Below are 22,825 nucleotides of genomic sequence, written 5' to 3'. Positions count from 1 at the left end.
GCGGGAGGCCGCGCAGGCCTCCCGGTATGATAACCACCCCGGAGATACCACATGATTAACCGTACTCCTAAGACCTCCATGTTGGCGTTGGGCCTGAGTCTGCTTGTTCTTTCAGGTTGCGACGCGGCTAGTGAATCCGCCCAGAAACTCTTCGACGACACTGTAGAGAAAACCACTGAAGCTGCCCGGCAGGTAGTGAATGATACTGTTGGTGATGTGATGGATGAGGTGAACAAGCAGGTCGATGTCGTGCAGAAGGGCATCAACGAGACCCTGGGCAAACCGGTCGAGGAGGCCGAAGCGGATCAGGGCACGACAGAGCAGGCGGCGGATGAGTCTGCGAATCTGGAAGAAAACCGGGGCTGAGCCCCGACTCAATGCATCACATTTTCTGGCGCTATCGATAACCTCGGCTATCTTTTACTGATACAAATCAGTTGTCGAGTCTGTAGATGCGGGCGATTCAGGTATTTGTTCTGGCAGTGGAAGCCATTACCCGGTTCGTGGGCCGGTGTTCGATGTACCTGATTTTCGTCATGATGGGCGTTCTGCTCTATTCCTCTCTTAGTAAATCCTTCTGGCAGCCCTCTGTCTGGACGCTGGAAACTGCTCAGTTTCTGATGGTCGCCTACTTCCTGCTCGGTGGCGGCTACTCCATGCAGCTTGACGCCCATGTGCGCATGGACCTGATCTACAGCCGCTGGGCACCACGTACCCGAGCGATGATCGATTCGGTCACCATCCTGCTGCTGATCTTCTTTCTCGTTTTTCTTCTCTATGGGGGCATTTCATCGACCAGCTATGCGCTGGAATACGGTGAGACCAGCTATTCTGCCTGGTCGCCGCCAATGGCTCCGATCAAGATCCTGATGTGTGTTGGTATCGGTCTGATGCTGTTGCAAACCCTCGCTACGCTCTGCCGCGACGTGGCTCAGGCCGTCGGGAGACCGTTGCGATGAGTCATAACGCCATCGCGTTGCTGATGTTCTCCAGCATGATGGTGTTGCTGCTGACCGGTAAACGGGTATTCGGCGCCATAGGTTTCGTCGCCGTGGCGTCGGCGTTGCTGTTGTGGGGCGATGGCGGTTCGGAGATGGCGTTCAGCGCGGCGATGAAGCTGATGAAGTGGTACCCACTGCTGACGCTGCCGCTGTTTATCTACATGGGTTACATGCTGTCCGAATCCGGCCTGGCTGAAGACCTGTATCGCATGTTCCATGTCTGGATGGGGCCGGTACATGGCGGCCTGGCGATTGGCACTATCGCGCTGATGGTTGCCATCTCGGCAATGAACGGCCTGAGTGTCGCCGGTATGGCGATCGGCGCGAGCATTGCGTTACCCGAGTTGCTGCGCCGTGGTTACGACAAGATCATGGTCACCGGCGTGATTCAGGCCGGAAGCTCCCTGGGTATTCTGATTCCGCCCAGCGTGGTGCTGGTGCTCTACGGCATGATTGCGCGCCAGCCGGTTGGCCAGTTGTGGCTGGCCGGTGTGTTCCCCGGCCTGCTTATGGCCGGGCTTTTCATACTCTATATCGCCGTACGCTGCAGGCTGCAGCCCGAACTCGGGCCGCCGTTACCGGAGGAGGAGCGCCGCCAGATCACCTGGGTGGAGAAACTGCGACTGCTGCAGGCGGGCGTCATTCCGCTGTTCATCTTCTTCGCCATGACGGGCCTGTTTCTGCTCGGTTATACCAGCCTGGTCGAGAGCTCTGCTGTGGGTGCCGCCGCCGCGACGTTTGCGGCGCTGGTCAAGGGACGATTGTCGCGCAAGGTATTCGAGGAGACGCTGCGCCGCACCCTGGCGATCAGTTGCATGTTCATGTGGATCATCCTGGCTGCCCTGTGTTTCGGCGCGGTATTCGATGGTCTGGGCGCGGTGCGCGCAATCGAAACCTTCTTTCTGGAAAATCTCGGGCTCGGCCCCTGGCAGGTACTGATTCTGATGCAGCTCTCGTTCATCGTTATGGGCATGTTCCTGGACGATACCGCGATGCTGGTAATCGTTGCGCCGCTGTATATACCGCTGGTGGCGGCTCTGGGTTTCGACCTGATCTGGTATGGCGTGCTCTATACCATCACCTGCCAGATCGCCTACATGACGCCACCCTTTGGCTACAACCTGTTCCTGATGCGCGCGATGGCGCCGCCGGAGGTGAGCCTGCGGGATATCTACGTCTCGGTGACGCCCTTCGTCTTGATAATGATGCTGGCACTGGTGCTGGTGATGGCTTTTCCGCAGATCGCGCTCTGGTTGCCCGAGTGGCACTACGGCGACTGATCTGATGCCTCTCGGGCGCCTTTCGGGGCAAGCCTGCGACGCTTATGTTGGATGAATTTGCGGCAGCGCAGGGCGTTGCCTGGCAAGGACACTGCATCGACCGTGCTGGCCGTTGCAGCGCAATGCGGTAGTACGACGTGGTTGTACGATCCCAAGACATCAATGGAGAGACCAGCATGACTTCGAGACGCAGTTTTCTGAAGAACGCAGCAATTGCCACCGGCGCCGTGGGCGCTTCCACCCTGGGCAGCGCCCACATCTATGCCCAGGAGCGCAAGAAAATTACCTGGCGCCTGCAGACCTACGCGGGGCCCGCCCTGGCGGAGCATGTGATCAAGCCGTCAATCGATGCCTTCAACAAGGCGGCCAACGGCGAGATGGAGATCGAGCTGTATTACGCGGATCAGCTGGTACCCACTGGCGAGTTGTTCCGGGCCATGCAACGCGGCACCATCGATGCGGTGCAGAGTGACGATGACTCGATCGCCGCGCCGGTCGATGTCTCGGTATTTGGCGGCTACTTCCCGTTTGCTTCGCGCTACAGCCTGGATGTGCCGACACTGTTCGAGCGCTACGGTCTGAACGAGATATGGGAGGAAGCCTATAGCGAGGTCAAGGGCGTTACCTGGTTGGGTGCGGGGGCCTGGGACCCGTGCAACTTCTCCACGGTCAAACCGATCAACTCGCTGGAGGATCTGAAGGGCAAGCGCATCTTTACCTTCCCGACTGCGGGCAAGTTCCTGACCCGTTTCGGCGTGGTACCAGTCACGCTGCCCTGGGAAGATGTGGAAGTGGCATTGCAGACCGGCGAACTGGACGGCATCGCCTGGTCTGGCATTACCGAGGCCTATACTGTTGGCTGGGCCGATGTGACCAACTATTTTCTGACCAACAATATTTCCGGTGCCTGGTGCGGTTCCTATTTCGCCAACGAGGAGAAATGGAACGAGGTGCCGGAGCATCTGAAGACATTGTTCAAGCTGTGCATGGACAGCTCCAACTATTATCGCCAGCACTGGTACTGGGGTGGCGAGGCGCAGTTGCGGGTAGAGGGCAGCAAATTGCAGCTGACCACTATTCCGGATGCCGAGTGGGCTACAGTCGAAGCAGAGGCGATGAAGTTCTGGGATGAGATCGCCAAGACCAGCCCGCGCTGCGCCAAGGTGGTGAATATCTTCAAGGAGTACAACGCGCTGATGGCCAAGGCGGGGACGCCATATCGTTGTTGAGAAAGATGCACTAGGCCATGCGCGGCCGTTGAAGCCGTGCGTGGCCATTGGATTGGAAAATGGATTCCCGCGTGCGCGGGAATGACGGTGTGGGTAGGGGGTGAATATGCTCGAGCCTAGGAATGTAAAAACGGCTGACGATGCCCGGCGCATCGTTGAGGAGCGTGGCATAAGCCATGTGAAGGTCGGTCTGTTTGATAACGATGGCGTCATGCGCGGCAAATACATGAGCCGCGAAAAGTTTTTCTCGTCGCTGGAGCATGGTTTTGCGTTTTGCGACGTGGTGCTGGGTTGGGATGTGAAGGACCAGCTGTATGACAATGCGCAGTACACCGGCTGGCATACGGGCTATCCAGATGCGCCGGTAAGGATCCTGCCGCACAGTTGTCGCGACATACCCTTTGAGGAGGGCATGCTGCTGTTTCTGGCCGAGTTCGACCACCAGGCCGAAGCGATTTGCCCACGCGGCACGCTGCGCCGGGTAATCGAGCGCTGCCAGGGGATGGGGTTCGAGCCCTTTGCCGCACTCGAGTACGAATTCTTCATGTTCAACGAAACACCCGAATCGGCCCGCGCCAAGGGCTACCGTGATCTGGTGCCCTTTACCCCGGACTGGTTCGGTTACTCGATGATTCGCAACTCGGTACATGCCGAGCTCTATCACGATATTCTCGCCATGGGCGAAACCATGGATTTTCCAATCGAGGGGCTGCATACCGAAACCGGCCCCGGGGTGCTGGAGGCAGCGATTGGTGTGGACGGTGCCGAGGCGGCTGCCGACAAGGCGGCGTTGTTCAAGACCTTCATGAAGGTGCTGGCCCAGCGCCGTGGCCTGATGGCTACCTTCATGGCCAAGTGGTCTGGCAAATACCCCGGCCAGAGCGGCCATATTCACGTTTCATTACGCGATATAAAGACTGAAAAATCAGCGTTTTATGACGCAAATGAGAAGTACTGTATGAGCAAGGTTCAGCGGCACTTTCTGGCCGGCCAGCAGCGCTTGATGCCGGAAATGCTGTGTATGGTGGCGCCTACCTTGAACAGTTATCGGAGGATGATTCCGGGGTTCTGGGCGCCGACGGATGCCACCTGGGGAGTAGAGAATCGTACCGCGGCGCTGCGGGTGATTCCCGGTAGTGATAAATCCCAGCGGCAGGAATACCGTTTGGGTTCGGCCGATGGCAACCCCTATCTGGCATTGTCGGTTGCCCTGGCCTCGGGTGTGTACGGGATCATGCAGGAGTGGGAGCCGAGCGATCCGGTGGAGGGCAATGCCTACGGCATGACCCACGCCCCGGAGCTCGCCCTGCCGCGCACGCTGTGGGATGCGGCACAACGATTGCGCCAGTCCGAGGCCGCGCGGGAGCTGTTTGGTGATGCCTTTGTCGAGCACTTCGCCGCCAGCCGCGAGTGGGAAGAGCGCGAATACCGGAGGCACGTGAGCGACTGGGAGCTCGACCGTTACTTTGAAATAATCTAGGAAAATCATCCAGGAGCCGAAGATGACCAAACATCTGCAAACCGTGTCGCCGATCGATGGCTCGGTATATGTCGAACGTGAACTGGCAACCGCGGAGGAAATCCATACCGCGCTGAATCTGGCGGTCAGTGCCCAGCGGCGCTGGCGCCGCGTACCTGTCGCCGAACGTGTGGCTATTGCCCGCCAGGCAGTGGATATCTTCAGTTCCTGGGAGACGGATCTGGCGACCGAGCTCAGCTGGATGATGGGCCGACCCATTCGCTTTGCCGCGGGTGAGATCAAGGGCTTTGTCGAGCGGGCGACCTACATGGCCGATATTGCCGAGCAGAGCCTGGCCGACATCCAGCTGCCGGAGAAACCTGGCTTCCGGCGTTTCATTCGCCGCGAGCCATTGGGCGTGTCACTGGTCATCGCGCCCTGGAATTTCCCCTACCTCACGGCAGTCAATGCGGTGGTGCCGGCGCTGCTGGCGGGCAACGCGGTGCTGCTCAAGCATTCAGCGCAGACGCCGCTGTGCGCAGAGCGCATGGTGGCGGCCTTTGACCAGGCAGGCCTGCCGAGGGGCGTATTCCAGTTTCTGCACATGGATCACGACGATACCGAGGTTCTGATCCAGTCGCCCAGGCTGGCACACGTTGCCTTCACCGGTTCGGTGGGCGGCGGCGAGAAGATCGAACGGGCGATGGCCGGGCGTTTTCTGTCCAGCGGCCTGGAGCTCGGCGGCAAGGACGCGGCCTATGTGCGTGCGGACGCCGACGTTAAACATGCGGTGGAAACCGCGATGGACGGTGCCTTTTTCAACTCCGGACAGTCCTGTTGCGGGATCGAGCGGATCTATGTGCACGATGATGTCTACGATGCGTTTCTCGAGCAGTCAATCGCTCTGGTCAATCAGTATCGCCTGGGGCGCTCGGATGATCCGGAAACCACTTTGGGGCCGGTAGTGCGACCCGAGTCGGCCGCATTCATCCGCAACCAGATAGCCGATGCGGTAGCTCAGGGCGCGACGCCACAGATCGACGAGGCGGATTTCCCGCTGGACGAGGCGGGCAGCGCCTATCTTGCTCCGCAGATTCTCACCGAGGTAAACCACGGCATGCGAATCATGACCGAGGAGTCTTTCGGTCCGGTGGTCGGAATCCAGCGGGTGAGCAGCGACGAAGAGGCCATCGCGCTGATGAACGACAGCGAATACGGGCTGACCGCCGCCATTTTCAGCCAGGACGTGGATACCGCATTGGCGCTTGCGGATCAGATTGATACCGGTACGGTGTTTCTCAACCGCTGCGATTATCTGGATCCGGCACTGGCCTGGACCGGTGTAAAGAACTCAGGTCGTGGCTGCACCCTGTCGAGTGTCGGCTATGAACATCTGACCCGACCGAAATCCTTCCACTTCAAGATACTTCCGTGAGGCGCGCGATGGACATGCAACAGTACAAGATGAACTGGAACTATCCGACCGCAATGCGTGTGGGTGCCGGGCGCGTTGCCGAGCTTGCCGATGCATGCCGTGGACTCGGTATGACGGCACCTTTACTGGTAACCGATCCCGGCCTGGCAGCGCTGCCGATGGTTGCCTCAACGCTGGAGCAATGCCGTGATGGCGGCATGAAAGTCGAGGTGTTTTCGAGGATCAAGGGCAACCCCACCGGCCAGAATGTGATGGATGGGGTGGTGGCCTATCGTCTGGGGCAGCACGATGGTGTAATCGCCTTTGGCGGCGGCTCGGCTCTGGATGCGGCCAAGGCAATCGCGCTGATGGCGGGACAAGATCGTCCATTGTGGGATTTCGAGGACGTCGGTGACAACTACCAGCGGGTAAACGTGGCTGGCATGGCACCGCTGATTGCGATACCGACGACCGCCGGCACCGGCTCGGAGGTCGGTCGTGCCTCGGTGATTACCGATGAGGCAGCCCAGCTCAAGCGCATCATCTTTCATCCGAAAATGCTTCCAGCGCTGGTTATCCTGGATCCGCAGCTGACTACCGGGTTGCCACCGGGCATTACTGCTGCCACCGGCATGGATGCGCTCTCGCATAATCTGGAAGCTTTCTGTTCGCCGCTGTTTCATCCCATGGCGGAGGCCATTGCGCTGGAGGGCATGCGTCTGATCAAGGAATATCTGCCAAGGGCTGTGGCCGATGGCAAGGATCTTGATGCGCGGCTCAAGATGCTGGTGGCGTCGAGCATGGGGGCTACCGCTTTCCAGCGCGGCCTGGGCGCAATGCACGCGCTGGCGCATCCGCTGGGCGCACTCTATGATGCGCACCACGGCACCCTCAATGCGGTGCTGATGCCTTACGTGCTGGTGGCCAACCGGCCGAGCATCGAAGGCCAGATGGATGTGCTGGCGCGCTATCTGCAACTGCCGACAGCGGGCTTTGACGGCGTGCTGAAGTGGGTGCTCAAGCTGCGCAGCGAGATGGGCATAGTGCATACGCTTGCCGAGCTGGAGATCGACGAAAGCCGCGCCGATCTGATCGCGCAGATGGCAATTGTCGATGGCGCTTCGGGGACCAATCCGATTGCGCATGACGAGAAAAAATACCGTGAAATATTCATAAACGCCGTGAGAGGTGAGTTGTAAGTACATGAAAATAGGTCTTTTACAGTGCGATGATGTGGCGCAGGATCTGCAACCTGTCCATGGTAATTACCCACAGATGTTCGAGGATCTGCTGCGCGCACAGGTGCCGGATCTGCAGATGGTCACATACCGCTGCATGGACGGTGAATACCCGTCGCAAGCGGACGAGTGTGAGGCCTATCTGACCACCGGCAGCAAGTTCGGAGTGAACGACGGCCTGGCCTGGGTCGATGTGCTCGAAGGCTTCGTACGCCAGTTATGGGAGCAACGTATTCCCCTGGTAGGCGTGTGTTTTGGTCATCAGCTGATGGCCAGGGCGCTTGGCGGTGAGGTCGGCAAATCAGAAAAAGGCTGGGGAGTCGGGGTGTCCTTCAACCAGGTAGTCTCGCGCAAGAGCTGGATGGAGCCTTGGCAGGACAAGCTTGATCTGGTCGTCAGCCATCAGGACCAGGTGATACGTCTGCCGGTCGACGTCAACGCCGATGTGCTGGTCAGCAGCATCTTCTGCCCCTACTACGTGGTGCAGTACGAGAGCCATTTTCTGAGCGTGCAGGGGCATCCGGAGTTCTGCAAGAGCTACTCGCGCGACCTGATGGAGATGCGCAAGGGCACGATACCGGACGCACGGCTGCGTGAGGGGCATGTTTCGCTCAACGCCGAGGTGGATGCCGATCTGATGATGCGCTGGATCCTGAATTTCATCAATCAGGCTGCAGGACAGGCGCCTACTGAATGAAATGCCTTGGCATCGGGCTGTGAGCCGTTAAACTTGAGGGATGATCAATTTAAGCCACGATGTTCAATTGGGTGACTGGGAGGTGGATATAACCGCCATCCGGTCCCAGGGCGCGGGCGGCCAGAACGTAAACAAGGTCGCCAGTGCCATTCACCTGCGGTTCGATATCAATACGTCCAGCCTGCCGCCCTTTTTCAAAGAGCGGCTTCTGGCGCTGTCGGATCAACGGATCACCAAGGAAGGGGTCATCATTATCAAGGCCCAGTCCTATCGTACTCAGGAGATGAACCGCGAGGATGCGATCAAGCGTTTGCAGGAACTGATCAACGGGGCGGTGGCGGTGCAGAAACGGCGTCGACCGACCCGACCTACCCGCGGCTCCCAGGAAAGACGCATCGAGGGCAAGAAAATCCGCGGCAAGGCCAAATCACTGCGGGGCAAGGTGGACCTCTAGCAGCGCCCGAGGTCACCAGCCTGCCTGGGTAGTCAGTCCTGCTCGTCTGCCTCGCGCAGACGCTCGCGCCGTTCCTGTTCTTCTTCCATTACCGCCTTGATTTCCTGCACCACGGAATCGACGTCGGCTTCTTCGTCGCTTTCCTCGAAGTAGCCGGTCAGTTCGGTGTCGGGGGTCAGTTCGCCTTCCTCGTAGAGCGCCCACATTTCCTTTGCATAGCGGGTTGCAAGCAGGTCCGGTGCGTATTGACCGTAATACTGGGTCATGTTGTTGACGTCGCGATCGAGCATGGATTGGGCGTTGTTGTTTGCCGCGGCGTCCACCGCCTGGGGCAGATCGATAATCACCGGGCCGTAGGCATCCACCAGTACATTGAACTCGGACAGATCGCCGTGCACCAGTCCGGTGCAGAGCATCAGCTTGACGTACTCCATCACCACTGCGTGATCTTCGCGGGCCTGCTCGGCGTCCATCGATACATCGTTCAGACGCGGGGCCACGCCGCCCTCGTCATCGGTGACCAGTTCCATGAGCAAGACGCCCTCGAAACAGCCATAGGGCTTGGGTACCCGCACTCCGGCGGCATCAAGTTTGTAGAGCGCATCGACCTCGGCGTTCTGCCAGGCTTCTTCCTGCTGGCCACGGCCGAACTTGGAGCCCTTTTCCATGGCTCGCGAGCGACGCGAATTGCGGACCTTGCGGCCCTCCTGATAAAGCACGGCCTGCTTGAAGCTGCGTTTGGCGGCCTCCTTGTAGACTTTCGCGCAGCGGATCTCCGAACCGCAACGCACGAGAAAGACCGCCGCTTCCTTGCCGCTCATCAGCGGACGGATCACTTCGTCGATCAGGCCATCTTCAACCAGGGGTTCTAAACGTTTTGGGATTTTCATAGCGCCCTTATACCTCAAATTGGCGGTCCTTGGGTACTCCGGGTGCTACTAGACGGACCATTTATACGAACCATTCGGCGATCGCTGCCTGGGTAATGGCATCGCGCTGGGCTGGGCGGGGCACCCAGTTGCGCCAGGATTGGCTGGCGGTGAGCAGGAACTCGAACAGCGGCAGATGTTGACGCAGTACCCGGCGCTTGCGGTGGGTGATGACCGGATTGAAGTAGCCGAAATAGTCGAGCATTTGCCGAGGGTTCTTGCGCACCCAGAGCCAGGAGCCCATCTCCAGCGTGAAAGGCAGGAATATGTTGTCAGGGTGCTGTTCGACCGATTCGTCGTACAGGTAGTCCCACAGGTCGCCGTGGGTGGTGTAATGCACCGACTGTGGCTCGATAATATACGGGTGGTGGTTTGGATAGGTGCTCTGGTACAGACGCTTGAGCGCAAGCACTTCGGCAATGTGCTGAATCGGCCGGTGGCTGCGTGCGTAGCTGCACCACAGCCGGTCCTGACGGCCAAAGCCGCTGTGGCAATCGACACTCATCGAGAAGGGCGCGCTGAGCAGCCGTTCGCGCACGGCGGTGACCAGTGCGGCAGACTCGGCCTGCATCGACTCGCCCTGTTTACCTCGATACCAGGGCAGGTGAGGGCTGATCCGGTGGCCACTGACCAGCCAGGGAGCCGGACCCTTGGCGTCGATAGGCGCATTGCGCATCAGGTCGACACCATTGAGGTTGCTGCGCTGACGATGCCAGATGCCACCGGGATTGATCATCGGCATGAACACCAGGCGCACCCGCTCAAGCTGGCGTCTCAGCTGGTCATCCCAGTCCAGGCGGTGAATCAGGCTGTGCAGCCAGGACAGCAAGACCTGGGTACCGATGCGCTCGACGCCATGCACACCGCCGAAGAAACCGATCACCGGCGCCTGCGGTGACCTGCTGCCCATTTCGATGACCCTGATCGGGATTTTGATTCCGTCGATATCCACCTGGTGCACGCTCTGCCAACGCAGATGCCTTGCGCCCAGCTGCAACAGGTTTTCCAGTTGCACATGTTCGGGCAGGTGACGCTGGATTTGCTGCTGAACCGACTCGGCTGTCTGTCTGGGCATGAATAACCGGTTACCACGGCGGATTGTGACCGCAGGATGACATTCGTGCGTTGCAGGCATATGACAGTTCTGCGCGCGATTGGCACCGGCACTTTTCTGAACCTGATAATGGATCCCGGCGTTTGCGAGGATGACGTTTGCAGAGAGTGCCGCACCCATCCCAGGAACGCCGAATCCTTCAGGAAACTCGTCATTCCCGCGCACGCGGGAATCCATTATGACTTTACGCTAAAGGCACCGGCGTTGGCCGAAAGCAAAACCGGGCTGCGCGTCAGATCAGTCGACAATCGCACCATTGATGATCGCGCGTAGCTCCTGACGGATCTGGTAGCTGGAGGAGGGGACGAGTTGGGTCATGAAAATCATCATCAGATCCTCTACCGGATCGATGAAGAAATTGGTGCTGGCCATGCCGCCCCAGCCGAACTCACCTACCGAGCCATTGGTGTGTGACTTGGCGACGTCGGTCTTGACCGAAAAGCCCAGTCCGAAACCGGAGCCCTCATAGGGCGTTTCGCTGAACGCACCCACGGATACGGCGGGGAGGTCCTGATTGTCCGGCAGATGGTTGAGCCGCATGAACTCCAATGTCTTGCGCCCGATGATGCGCGCCCCCTGATACTCGCCACCACTGGCCAGCGCTTGGGCGAAACGGTAATAGTCATCGACGGTCGACACCAGGCCGCCGCCGCCAGAAAGGTAGCCATGCTTTCTGGTGAACGAGGATTGCTCTGGATCATCCTGCAGGCTGAACTTGTCGCCGCTCTGGTACTGGTAACAGGCGGCAAAGCGTTCGATCTTGTCGGCGGGTACGGTGAAGAAGGTGTCCCGCATACCCAGCGGCTTGAAGATATGCTCGGAAAAATAGTCTTTCAGGCTCAGTCCAGAGAGCAATTGCACCAGATAGCCGACCACGTCGGTGGAGACCGAATAATTCCAGGCGGTGCCCGGAGAGAACTCCAGCGGCAGGCGCGAGAGCTCGTCTACCAGGCGCTCCAGGGTCAGGCCGGCGCCGCCATCGAGTTTCAGTTCACGGTAGGCGGCATCCACGTTGGTGCGATTCATGAAGCCATAGGTCAGTCCGGACTGGTGGGTGAGCAGGTCGCGGATGGTCATTGGCCGCTCGGTCGGCGTGGTCATGAACTGCGGATGCACACCCGCCTTGTAGACCCGCAGGTTGCGCCACGCGGGAATGTACTTGTGCACCGGATCGTCGAGCAGCAAACGCCCCTGCTCATACAACTGCATCAGCGCGATGGAGGTCATCGGTTTGGTCATCGAATAGACGCGAAACAGCGTATCGCGCTGTACCGGCTTGTTGCGCTCCACGTCCATCAGGCCCTGCGCCTGCAGCCAGCAGATTTCGCCCCGGCGGGCTACCAGTGTCAGGGCGCCGGGCAGCTTGCCGGTCTGAATGTAGGCCTGGTCGATATGGGTCGCGATACGGTTCAGGCGCTCGGTATGCATACCGGCGATGACAGCTGAATCAGACATGCGGATATCCGTTGGGTCACGTGGAAAGAGGAGTCGATGTTACCTTTTATCAGGCAGTTTTGGAGTAGGGACGTCATCGTGAATGACGTGGCAGAGGAGAAAATGATCTGTCTTTGACACGGGGCTGAAAAATACTTGCGAAACCGACCGCAGCCCCCTTGTGCTGTGGGCTGGGTACACTGTACAAATCGCACACCGAAGCCATATGAGTATTGCAATGTCATGAACACCCCCTCGCCCTGTCTGAATTGCGGCGCCTGTTGTGCCACTTTCAGGGTTTCCTTCTACTGGGGAGAGACCGACGCCACCGAAGGCGGTCTGGTACCCCAGCATCTGACGGAACAGATTTCCCCCCATCTCAGCTGTATGCAGGGCACCAATCAGCCCGAGCCCCGTTGTACCGCGTTGATGGGTACGGTGGGTGAGGGCGTGCGCTGCAATATCTACGAGCACCGTTCTTCAAGCTGCCGGGATTTTGCCTGGCATGGTGAGAACGGCCATGCCAACGCCGACTGTCAACGTGCCCGCGCCAAACATGGCTTACCGCCGCTGCCCGAGATACCGCTAGCGCCGGAGCGCATTCCGATCATCGCCGCCTGATCAGATCGGATTGGTGTGGTCAGCAACGACGCTGTGCACCATGTACAACTTGCGCAGGCTCGGCACGGTCAGCACGAAAGGATAGATATCCGACTGGCCCATGCTGCGCGCCAGTACATTGAGCACGCTGCTCAATTGCACCCAGCGGTTGATGAACGAGAGGAAGGCTTTCTGGTCGTCGTTGCCCCGGGCACAGCCATCGAGCTGGCTGGTGTTGAACTGGTCGGGTCTGAGTTCGAGTGTGTCGAGCTTGATGCCGAAATCCAGCGCTACATTGAGCGTGTCGGTCATGTGCAGGTAATGTGCCCAGGTTTCGGCCCAGTCTTCCCAAGGGTGGGAGGCGGCATAGCTGCTGATAAAGGCATTGTTCCAGTCGGCCGGAGGGCCTTCCTGGTAATGCCTCTGCAGTGATTGTTTGTAATCCTGACGCTCGTCGCCAAACAGGTCGCGAAAGGTCTGCAGCCATGGGCCACCCTGGACCAGTCGATCCCAGTAATAGTGTCCCGACTCATGGCGGAAATGACCGAGCAGTGTGCGGTAGGGCTCGTGCATGTTCTGCCGCACGCGTTCGCGGTATGCCGGATCAGCCTCGATGACATCAAGGGTGATCACGCCATCCATATGTCCGGTCATTACCGGTGGCCCGCCCTGCATCTGGCGTAGCAGCTTGAACCCCAGGCCCTGCTCCGGATCGAGCTCCCGGGAAACCGTCGGCAACCCGAGCATGATCAGTTGGGCAATCAGCCGACGTTTGGCTTCTTCGGTGCGGTGCCAGTATTCGGCGTTCTCCAGCAGGCTCAGGTCGGGCACGACCAGATTGAGTGAGCAGGCAGTGCAGTAGGGGGCAGTCTGCCGGTCGGTGACCAGCCAATTGCATTGGGCGGCGCTGGCCAGGTTCTGGCAGCGGTCAAACACCTTGCCCTTGAGGGGGCCGGCGGATTCCACTCGCCATTGCTGACTGTCCTTCTTGGCACCCAGCGCACAGAGCATACCCTGCTCGGGGTGGTAGCCGAGTTCTGCACCGCAGCGCAGGCAATGGATATTGTCGAAGAAGATTGCCTGGCCACATTGGCACCGCTGTACGTGGCCGTTTGGGTGGTAGTCAAAGAGCTGGTGCCCTTCGCTACGCCTGACCAACTGATCAAAATAGCTCATTGCGCTGCTGCTTCCGTATGGTCCGAGCTCTATCTGGACTGGCTCTGGGACTGGCTCTGGCCCGATGCTTGGGTCTGAGACTGACCGGCTTCGTCCTGCTGGTCGAAATAGGTCTTGCGGATTGCTTCGTGCAGTTCGTCAAAGTCGATCTGTATCTCATCGACGAACTCATGGAGCAGGTCAGGCTCGGCCGCCATGCGGATAATTTCCGCGTTGGCAATATGCGTCCTGCAGGTTTCGACTTCCTCCAGCGCGGCTTCATGCATTGGCAGACTTTTCAGGGCAATCGCCAGCCGCTCCAGACTGCAGGCCACGGCACGCGGGAAGCGCCGGTCCTGAAGCAGAAACTGCAGAACATCCGGGCCGCGTATACGCAGGCGCACATGCTGACGATACATCTGGAAGCCACTCAGGGATTTGAGCACGCTCATCCATTGCAGATTCTCGAATGGAGTCAGGTCGTCCGGGCTGCGAGGCAGCAGATTGGCCGAGCGCACATCGATGATTCGGGTGGTCATGTCTGCCCGTTCGAGCTGGCGCCCGAGCATCAGGAAGGTGCGTGCCTGGGTGTAGCTGAGCATTCCCTCGACCAGGCCGTTTACAGTCTGGCAGCTGCGGATGACCCGGCTAAGGAATGCGTCCCGACGACGTGGCGTGATGCCCGCTTCGACCTGTTCCTTGACGTTCAGATAGAGCTGATTGATCTCTTCCCAGATTTCCCGCGGAATGATCTCGCGTGTGGTGCGCAGGTTCTCACGGGCTGCAGCCAGGGAGCTGAGAATTGAACCGGAGTAGCGCACATCGCCACACATGAAAGAGAGTACATTGGCTTCGTCACGGGAGTCGTAGAGCTCATCGAACAACTCGTCGTTACCCGTTATCGCGATGATTTCGGACCAGCCCAGCTTGGTCGGCCGGGGGAGGTCGAGCAACAGATGACTGTTGACGCTCAGCAGGCGGGCGGTATCTTCGGCACGCTCGATATAGCGCGCCAGCCAGTAGATGTTTTCAGCCACTCTTGAAAGCATAATCAGTTCCCCGCCAGGTCGACGATCCAGGTGTCCTTGCTGCCGCCACCCTGAGATGAATTCACCACCAGGGAGCCCTTGGTCAGAGCAACCCGGGTGAGGCCGCCGGTAGTGACCCATGGACTTTCGCCGGACAGAATGAATGGCCGCAGATCAACGTGCCGCGGTTCCATGCCCTCGGCGCAGAGGGTGGGTGACGTCGACAGGCTCAGCGTTGGTTGTGCCATGTAATTGCGCGGGTCGGCCTTGATCAGTTCAGCGAACTTGTCGCGCTCCTTTTTGGTCGAGTGCGGGCCGATCAACATGCCGTAGCCGCCGGACTCGTTGGCGGGCTTGACCACCAGCTTGTCCAGGTTGGCCAATACGTATTCGCGATCCTTGTCGAACATGCACAGATGGCTGGGCACGTTTGGTAGTAGCGGCTCCTGGTCCAGATAGTATTTGATAATGGCCGGTACGAACGCATACACCACCTTGTCGTCTGCCACCCCAGCACCCGGGGCGTTGGCCAGCGCCACGTTGCCCTTGCGCCAGGCGCGCATCAGGCCGCGCACACCGAGCATCGACTCGGGATTGAAGACCTCGGGATCAATGAACATGTCGTCGACCCGGCGGTAGATCACATCGACACGGCTCAGTCCGTCGATACGCCGCATATACACGCAGTCGTCTTCGCCCACTACCAGGTCCGGTCCCTCGACGACTTCAATGCCCATCTGCTGCGCCAGATAGGCATGCTCGTAATAGGCCGAGTTGTAGATGCCCGGCGTGAGTATGACGATGCAGGGATCGTCACCGGGCCGCGGCGACATGGAAGCGAGCATGTCATAGAGTTGAGATGTGTAGTCGTCGACCGGTTGAATGCGACCGGTGGCGAACAGATCAGGCATGACCCGTTTGGTGACATTGCGATTTTCCAGCATGTATGACACGCCGGACGGGACACGCAGGTTGTCTTCGAGCACATAGAGGGTGCCGTCGTTGTCGCGAACCAGGTCCGAGCCGCAGATATGCGCCCAGACGTTATGCGGCGGATGCACGCCAACGCATTGCGGTCTGAAATTGACCGATTTGGCCAGTATTTCCGCCGGGAATACCTTGTCCTTGATGATCTTCTGGTCGTGATACAGATCATCAATGAACATGTTCAGCGCCTGGACTCGCTGCTTGAGCCCCGCCTCGGTCTTCTGCCATTCGCTCAGCGCGATGATCCGCGGCACGATATCGAAGGGCCAGGCCCGGTCGATCATGCTGCCTTCGGTATAGACGGTGAAGGTGATCCCCATCAGCTGGATGGCCACCTCGGCAGCCGTCTTGTGTTCGGTAATCTCGCGTGCGTCCAGCTCCGCCAGATATTGGCACAGCATGGCTGCTTCTGGTCGAGGTTTTCCAGGCGCAGCAATCAGCTCGTCGAAAAAGCCCTTGGAGGTATAGTTTTCCCAGTTAACTTTGCTCATTCGGCTACTCTGTCCGCTCCGGTGATTTTAGGTACAGAAGATGCAATTGCTATACCAGCGAGTGACCGGTAACGCCTGACGATCTTCCGACAGATACAGAAACGGTAACCTCTGGTTGATATCAGACTAGCACTGGTTCGCAACTTGCGTCCGGCATTCCTAATGCAAACAGGTTTTATCAGGCATTTGGCACAGGGGTTGCTATGCTTGAAGGGATAATTAATTCTGATTCGGGAAGCGATTCATGACCATCCGCGTTGCACTCAAGCACTCGACCCGTTATGACTTTGACAAGAAGGTTGCTGTTGCGCCACACCAGATCCGTCTGATGCCCGCGCCGCACTGCCGCACGCCGGTGGATGCTTACAGTCTAAAGATCAGCGGCGGTGAGCACTTCATCAACTGGCAACAGGATCCCTTTGGCAATCATGTTGCGCGGGTGGTTTTCCCGGACAAGATTGATCATCTGTACGTTGATGTTGAACTGATCGTGCCGATGACGGTGGTCAATCCATTTGACTTCTTCGTCGAGGAGTATGCCGAGGATTTTCCGTTCAAGTATCCCGAGGCGCTGCGCAAGGAGCTGGGCCCCTACCTCGAGAAAGAGCCCCCGGGCCCGCTGCTGAAGGCGTGGATGGAAACGCTTTCTATGGAAAAGCGACCGATCACCGATTTTCTGGTATCGATCAACCAGCGCCTGTCCGAGGATGTGGAGTACCTGATTCGCATGGAGCCCGGTGTGCAGACGGCAGAGGAAACGTTGCAGTTGAAGCGCGGCTCATGTCGGGATTCATCCTGGTTACTGGTTGAGATCTTCCGCCAACTGGGGCTCGCTGCGCGCTTTGTCTCAGGCTATCTGATCCAGCTCACCGCAGACGTCAAGGCGCTGGATGGTCCCTCGGGTACCGAGGTCGACTTCACCGACCTGCATGCCTGGACCGAGGTGTTCATTCCCGGTGCGGGCTGGGTGGGACTGGATCCCACCTCCGGTCTCTTCGCCGGAGAGGGCCATATCCCGTTGGCTGCGACCCCGGAACCTTCCAGCGCAGCGCCGATCACCGGTGCTTCGGAGCCCTGCGAGGTGTCCTTCGACTTCAAGATGAGCGTCACGCGCGTGCACGAAGACCCTCGTGTCACCAAGCCCTACAGTGACGAGCAATGGCAACGGATCGTATCGTTGGGTGACCAGGTCGATGAGCAGCTCAACGATCAGGATGTGCGTCTGACCATGGGTGGAGAGCCCACTTTTGTTGCAATCGACGACATGGACGCACCGGAATGGACCATTGCCGCGCAGGGTCCGACCAAGCGGGGTTTTGCCGAAAAGCTGCTTATGCGGCTGCGGCCACATTATGCACCGCAATCGCTTATTCATTACCAGCAGGGCAAGTGGTACCCGGGCGAGCCGTTGCCGCGCTGGGCGCTTGCCTGTTACTGGCGGCGGGACGGCAAGCCGATGTGGCAGGACGATCGCTGGTTGGCTGACGTCAATGCCGATTACAAGGTGGACGACAAGCAGACACAGGCCTTTGCCAGGGAGCTGGTCAAACGGCTCGGGCTGGACCAGCGCTATCTGATTCCCTGCTACGAGGATGCCTATTATTACCTCTGGCTGGAGCAGCAGCAGCCAAGCGATGTGGCACTCGCCGACAACGACCTCAAGGATGATGAAGCCCGCGCCCGTCTGGTGCGCCTGCTCGAGCGGGGGCTGGACGAGATGACCGGGCTGGCGCTTCCCCTGGCGCGCGATCCCAAAACCGACAAATGGCAGACCAGCAAATGGCCGGTACGCCGCGAGAATCTGTACCTGGTGCCGGGCGACTCGCCCATGGGGCTGCGTCTGCCACTCTCGGCGTTGCCGCTACGCAAACTCGAGGAGCCGCAGCCGCGCTCGCTGTTTGAGGCGCCGCCGGCGCTGGCTGATATCCACGGAGAGGTTGCCAGTCGCTATAGCGAGTCCCAGGCCGCAATGGTCGACAGCGATGGCCTGCATCACCAGGGACAGGGCCAGGACTGGCAGGAACAGATGCCGGAGCTGACAGAGCTGACGGAAGAGGAGGGCGTGATCGGGACCGCGTTATGTCTGGAGCCCCGCGATGGCAAGCTCTTCGTGTTTCTGCCGCCATTGACCCAGCTCGAGGAATACCTGCAGTTGCTGGCGACCATCGAACAGACCGCAGCCCATCTGGAGTTGCCGGTATGTATCGAGGGCTATGCACCGCCCGCCGACACACGTATCGAGAAGTTCATGATCACGCCTGATCCGGGTGTGATCGAAGTCAACGTGATGCCGGCGACCCACTGGCAGGACCTGGTGAAAAACACCCAGGTACTCTATGAAGAGGCCAGACTGACCCGGCTTGGCAGCGAAAAATTCATGCTCGACGGCCGACATACCGGCACCGGTGGCGGCAATCACGTGACTCTCGGCGGCAGCACGCCCACCGACTCACCGTTTCTGCGCCGCCCGGATCTGCTGGCCAGCATGTTGATCTTCTGGCAGCATCACCCGAGTCTTTCCTATCTGTTCTCAGGTCTGTTCATTGGCCCGACCAGCCAGGCGCCGCGGGTCGACGAAGCGCGGCACGAGGCTCTCTACGAGCTGGAAATCGCATTGTCGCAGATGCCCGAGGGCGAGGTGCCGCAGCCCTGGATTGTCGACCGTCTGTTGCGCCACCTGCTCACTGACATCACTGGCAATACCCACCGCGCCGAGTTCTGTATCGACAAGCTGTATTCGCCGGACACTTCGACCGGCCGCCTGGGACTGCTGGAATTGCGCGGCTTTGAAATGCCGCCGCATCCGCAAATGAGCCTGATGCAACAATTGCTGATCCGGGCGCTGGTTACGCGGTTCTGGGCCAAGCCCTATCGCAAACCGCTGGTACGCTGGGGTACCGCACTGCACGACCGCTGGATGATGCCGCATTTCATCTGGGAGGACTTGTGCGAGGTGCTGGCTGATCTCAACGATCATGGCTTTGCGTTCGAGCAGGAGTGGTTTGCGCCATTCCTCGAGTTTCGTTTTCCCCGTGTCGGAGAGGTCCGTTACCAGGGCGTGGGTATCGAGCTGCGCCAGGCCATCGAGCCTTGGCATGTGCTGGGCGAGGAGGTCAGCGGCGGCGGTACCGCGCGTTATGTGGATTCTTCCGTCGAGCGCATGGAAGTCCGGGTGCAGGATTTCAACCCGGCCCGGCATGTACTTACCTGCAATGGCTTCCAGGTGCCGCTGCAATCGACCGGCAAGCCCGGCGAAGCCGTGGCGGCTGTGCGCTATCGTGCCTGGCAGCCACCATCGGCGATGCATCCAATGATCCAGGTGCACGCGCCGCTGGTCTTCGACCTGGTGGACAGCTGGAACAACCGCTCGCTCGGTGGCTGCACCTACCATGTGGTGCATCCAGCGGGCCGCAATTACGAAACCTTCCCGGTGAACGCCAATGAGGCCGAGGCCCGGCGCATGACGCGTTTCTGGTCGCACGGTCATACCCAGGGCACCTTTGGTCGCATCGTGCAGGCGCCTGGCCAGGAATACCCGCATACTCTCGATCTACGCCGTGCCCGAGTACCCGCCACTGGTTTATAATCCCGGCGGACGGCGGCATGGAACCCGCACTATCTCTTCAGGAGGTGCCTGAGCCTGGCTCATGTGCGCCTCTGCTCAGCCGATACAGGGATGTTCGCTTGAGGAACTCTTTCAGGAAGCAGTCATGCAGCTATCGGGCAGTCTTGATCACGCATTGAAATCGCTGCTCGGCGACTATCCGGGTCATCCGGAGCATGACGAGTTACTCGATCGTGACAGGCAGCCCCGTGCCCACTGGCAGGGGCTGATGGACGAGTTCGCCGCGCTGGGTATCGAATCGCTGGTGGCACGCAGCGAGGAGGCCCAGAGTCTGCTGCACGAAAACGGCGTGACCTTCAATCCATATGAAGACGATCCGGGTCAGCTGCGCTCCTGGCAGCTTGATTGCCTGCCCTGGGTGATCGACACTGCTGAATGGGATGTGCTCGAAGCTGGTTTGAAACAGCGTAGCCGCCTGCTTGAGCATCTGTTGGATGATCTTTACGGCGAGCGCAAGGTGATCAACGAAGGACTGTTGCCGCCGGAGCTGGTGTTTACCCACCCAGGCTACCTGTTTGCTGCCGCCGACACGCCGACCCACCTCGACCGCCCATTACTGATATTTCATGGCACCGACGTGGTGCGTGATGAGAATGGTCGTTGGCAGGTTCTGGGTGACTCGACGCAATCGCCCGCGGGCGCCGGTTATGCGCTGGAAAACCGTATTACCCTGAGTCGCGCCTTACCCAGCATCTATCGTGATGCACCGATCAAGCGCCTGGCTGGATTCCTGCAGGCTCAGCACCGGTGTCTGGCGGGCATGGCCAGTGCCCAGAAAGAGCAGCCCAACATAGTACTGCTATCACCCGGCCCAGGAAGTTCCGGTTATTTCGAGCATGCCTGGCTGGCCAATTACATGAACTTTTCACTGGTCGAAGGGGACGACCTGGTTGTACGTGACGGCCAGGTGTCGATGCGCACACTCGGCGGCTTGACGCAGGTTGATGTGATTGTCAGACAGATCAACGATCCCTGGTGCGACCCACTGGAACTGCGCCCCGACTCCCTGTTGGGCGTTCCCGGGCTGCTGCAGGCCGCGCGCAACGGCGAGGTGCGTATCGCCAACGCCCTGGGTGCCGGCGTACTCGAACACCCGGCGCTGGCGGTATTTCTGCCTGGCCTGTGTCAGCGTCTACTGGGCGAAACGCTGCTGCTCCCGTGCCGGGAAACGCTGTGGTGTGGTGATCGTACGGCGCTGTATCAGGTCAACGGGTCGTTGGATGAGTGGATTCTGCGAGACATCTCCCAGCCGGGCAAACTGATCCGTGCGGACCAGATGTCGCTCAAGGATGTGCAGAGCCTGCGGCATGATCTCGAGCGTCGGCCCTATCTTTTTACCGCCCAACGACCTGTTGTTTCGGGTGTGACGCCAGGGTTCAATTCCGATGCCCGGGAAGTACAGCGCCAACATACAACGCTGCGGTTTTTCAGTCTGATCGAACCGGATGATCTCGCCAAACCAGTGTATGAACGCAGCTACCGCATCATGCCCGGCGGTCTGGCATGGGTGGGGGAGCCCGGCTCCCCCCTGATGCAGAGCCGCACAGTGAAGGACGTATGGGTGCTGGCACCGGTACCTCAGCCGCATATCAGCACCTTGCGCCAGGCGTCGGGCCCGATTGTGGTCACCCGCGATGGCAAGGACCTGCCATGTCGGGTTGCGGAAAGCATGTTCTGGCTGGGTCGTTACGGTGAGCGCCTGGATGCACGTGGCCGCCTGCTCCGCGAGGCGCTAGGCCGGCTGCTGCAGAATGACAGACAGGAGCATGGTGCCAATGTGCTGCCTGATTTGCTGTTGGCCCTGGGTGTCGCCCCCGATCCAGAAACGGAGCAAGCCGAACTGGCGGCGCTGGCGGACCACAAGCGGTTCTCCGCGGAATACCTGCTGGCGCGGGAGCGTCTGATGCAGCTGTTCGGTGAAGATCAGCCGGATGGCATGCCGGCTCTGTTCGGCCACTTTGTTCGTAACAGCAGAGCAGTACGCGATCATCTGGGAGACGACAGTTGGCGCGCAATCAACAGCATGCGGCAGCGGTTCAACAGCATGTCCCGGGCCAGGGGCATTGTTGCAGGGCAGCGACACCTGGAAGCCACGGTATTGGACCTGTCGGCCTTCTTTGGTTTGTGCAACGAGACCATGCCGCACCATTATGGCTGGCGTTTTCTCGATATGGGTCGTTTTATCGAGCGTACGCTGAGCAGTCTGGAACTGCTCAAGCTGGCCCTTCTGACGGCTGCGCAGCCGGGCATACCTCTATGGGAGGTGGTCCTGGCCACTACCGACAACTTCACCGTATACCGGCGTCGTTACCGCTCTCAGCTGCATCCGGCGGCGATTCTGGATCTGTTGCTGTTCGACGAAGCCAATCCGCGGTCGATCGGTTTCATGCTCAAGCGCCTGGAGCGGCAGGTGGAAAAGTTGCCATCGCCCGGCACCTCACCCTACCGCAACCTGGAGAAGCGACTCATTATTCAGGCAACCAGCCAGCTGCATCTGGTCGATATCGACATGCTGGCGGATCTGGAGCATTCGGAGACGGCCCGTGATGCATTGACCACGCTGCTCGATCAGTTGATCGAGCCCATGGCCGAATTGTCCAATGCGGTCTCACACAGTCATTTCAGCCATGTCGAGGCGCCTCGCCAGCTGGTAACCATGCATCACGGCAAAAATACCCGAATAGAGTAAC

Annotated in this window: 18 protein-coding genes; 12 read left to right on the top strand and 6 right to left on the bottom strand. The window is 59.4% G+C overall.

Annotated features, from left to right (window positions below; translation table 11 throughout):
* The first annotated feature begins 51 nt into the window (after positions 1-51).
* From ABYA88_RS01880 to arfB, 9 genes are all read left to right on the top strand, one after another.
* Positions 52-366 (top strand): hypothetical protein, encoded by a 315-nt coding sequence (locus ABYA88_RS01880; protein ID WP_373184956.1) that lies wholly within the window; start codon positions 52-54, stop codon positions 364-366.
* A gap of 86 nt (positions 367-452) precedes the next feature.
* Complete coding sequence (locus ABYA88_RS01875) at positions 453-959, top strand: TRAP transporter small permease subunit (protein WP_373184954.1); 507 nt, start codon at positions 453-455, stop codon at positions 957-959.
* Positions 956-2,281: a TRAP transporter large permease subunit gene (locus ABYA88_RS01870; protein ID WP_373184952.1), complete on the top strand. Its 1,326-nt coding sequence runs from the start codon at positions 956-958 to the stop codon at positions 2,279-2,281. The genes ABYA88_RS01875 and ABYA88_RS01870 overlap by 4 nt, the downstream gene beginning before the upstream one ends.
* A gap of 176 nt (positions 2,282-2,457) precedes the next feature.
* The gene (gene dctP, locus ABYA88_RS01865; RefSeq protein WP_373184950.1) at positions 2,458-3,510 is read left to right on the top strand and encodes a TRAP transporter substrate-binding protein DctP; all 1,053 of its coding nucleotides are present in this window, start codon (positions 2,458-2,460) and stop codon (positions 3,508-3,510) included.
* A 106-nt stretch (positions 3,511-3,616) separates the two neighbouring features.
* On the top strand, positions 3,617-4,990 hold the full coding sequence (locus ABYA88_RS01860) for a glutamine synthetase family protein (RefSeq protein ID WP_373184948.1): 1,374 nt from the start codon (positions 3,617-3,619) through the stop codon (positions 4,988-4,990).
* 22 nt (positions 4,991-5,012) lie between these two features.
* Positions 5,013-6,404, top strand: coding sequence for an aldehyde dehydrogenase family protein (locus tag ABYA88_RS01855; RefSeq protein ID WP_373184946.1), 1,392 nt, complete (start codon positions 5,013-5,015; stop codon positions 6,402-6,404).
* Positions 6,405-6,412: 8 nt separating this feature from the next.
* A complete protein-coding gene (locus ABYA88_RS01850) occupies positions 6,413-7,582 on the top strand; it encodes an iron-containing alcohol dehydrogenase (RefSeq protein ID WP_373184944.1) in 1,170 nt (389 codons plus the stop codon).
* 4 nt (positions 7,583-7,586) lie between these two features.
* Positions 7,587-8,318 (top strand): hypothetical protein, encoded by a 732-nt coding sequence (locus ABYA88_RS01845; protein WP_373184942.1) that lies wholly within the window; start codon positions 7,587-7,589, stop codon positions 8,316-8,318.
* Positions 8,319-8,358: 40 nt separating this feature from the next.
* Positions 8,359-8,772, top strand: coding sequence for an alternative ribosome rescue aminoacyl-tRNA hydrolase ArfB (arfB, locus tag ABYA88_RS01840; RefSeq protein ID WP_373184940.1), 414 nt, complete (start codon positions 8,359-8,361; stop codon positions 8,770-8,772).
* A 32-nt stretch (positions 8,773-8,804) separates the two neighbouring features.
* Here the strand turns inward: arfB and ABYA88_RS01835 are convergent, their stop codons facing one another.
* From ABYA88_RS01835 to ABYA88_RS01825, 3 genes are all read right to left on the bottom strand, one after another.
* Positions 8,805-9,662: a PA4780 family RIO1-like protein kinase gene (locus tag ABYA88_RS01835; RefSeq protein ID WP_373184938.1), complete on the bottom strand. Its 858-nt coding sequence runs from the start codon at positions 9,660-9,662 to the stop codon at positions 8,805-8,807.
* A 61-nt stretch (positions 9,663-9,723) separates the two neighbouring features.
* Complete coding sequence (locus ABYA88_RS01830; protein ID WP_373184936.1) at positions 9,724-10,776, bottom strand: M14 family zinc carboxypeptidase; 1,053 nt, start codon at positions 10,774-10,776, stop codon at positions 9,724-9,726.
* Positions 10,777-11,052: 276 nt separating this feature from the next.
* Positions 11,053-12,270 carry a serine hydrolase domain-containing protein gene (locus tag ABYA88_RS01825; protein WP_373184934.1) on the bottom strand — a complete coding sequence of 406 codons (1,218 nt, stop codon included), beginning with the start codon at positions 12,268-12,270 and terminating at the stop codon, positions 11,053-11,055.
* Between the two features lie 222 nt (positions 12,271-12,492).
* On the opposite strand from ABYA88_RS01825, the gene ABYA88_RS01820 reads away from it, so the two are divergent.
* Positions 12,493-12,870, top strand: coding sequence for a YkgJ family cysteine cluster protein (locus ABYA88_RS01820; protein WP_373184932.1), 378 nt, complete (start codon positions 12,493-12,495; stop codon positions 12,868-12,870).
* On the opposite strand, the gene ABYA88_RS01815 is transcribed toward ABYA88_RS01820, so the two are convergent.
* From ABYA88_RS01815 to ABYA88_RS01805, 3 genes are read right to left on the bottom strand one after another with little or no spacing between them, the layout of a single operon-like run.
* Positions 12,871-14,025: a putative zinc-binding metallopeptidase gene (locus ABYA88_RS01815; protein ID WP_373184930.1), complete on the bottom strand. Its 1,155-nt coding sequence runs from the start codon at positions 14,023-14,025 to the stop codon at positions 12,871-12,873.
* Positions 14,026-14,054: 29 nt separating this feature from the next.
* The gene (locus ABYA88_RS01810) at positions 14,055-15,053 is read right to left on the bottom strand and encodes an alpha-E domain-containing protein (RefSeq protein WP_373184928.1); all 999 of its coding nucleotides are present in this window, start codon (positions 15,051-15,053) and stop codon (positions 14,055-14,057) included.
* Between the two features lie 2 nt (positions 15,054-15,055).
* On the bottom strand, positions 15,056-16,510 hold the full coding sequence (locus ABYA88_RS01805) for a circularly permuted type 2 ATP-grasp protein (RefSeq protein ID WP_373184926.1): 1,455 nt from the start codon (positions 16,508-16,510) through the stop codon (positions 15,056-15,058).
* Between the two features lie 244 nt (positions 16,511-16,754).
* Here ABYA88_RS01805 and ABYA88_RS01800 point away from each other — a divergent pair, with 244 nt between their 5' ends.
* Complete coding sequence (locus tag ABYA88_RS01800; RefSeq protein ID WP_373184924.1) at positions 16,755-20,096, top strand: DUF2126 domain-containing protein; 3,342 nt, start codon at positions 16,755-16,757, stop codon at positions 20,094-20,096.
* Positions 20,097-20,220: 124 nt separating this feature from the next.
* Positions 20,221-22,824, top strand: coding sequence for a circularly permuted type 2 ATP-grasp protein (locus ABYA88_RS01795; protein WP_373184922.1), 2,604 nt, complete (start codon positions 20,221-20,223; stop codon positions 22,822-22,824).
* Position 22,825 lies beyond the last annotated feature (1 nt).

This window comes from Halopseudomonas sp. (assembly GCF_041579695.1).
In the GTDB taxonomy this organism is placed as follows: domain Bacteria; phylum Pseudomonadota; class Gammaproteobacteria; order Pseudomonadales; family Pseudomonadaceae; genus Halopseudomonas.
This window is presented reverse-complemented; position numbering and strand designations above follow the sequence as displayed.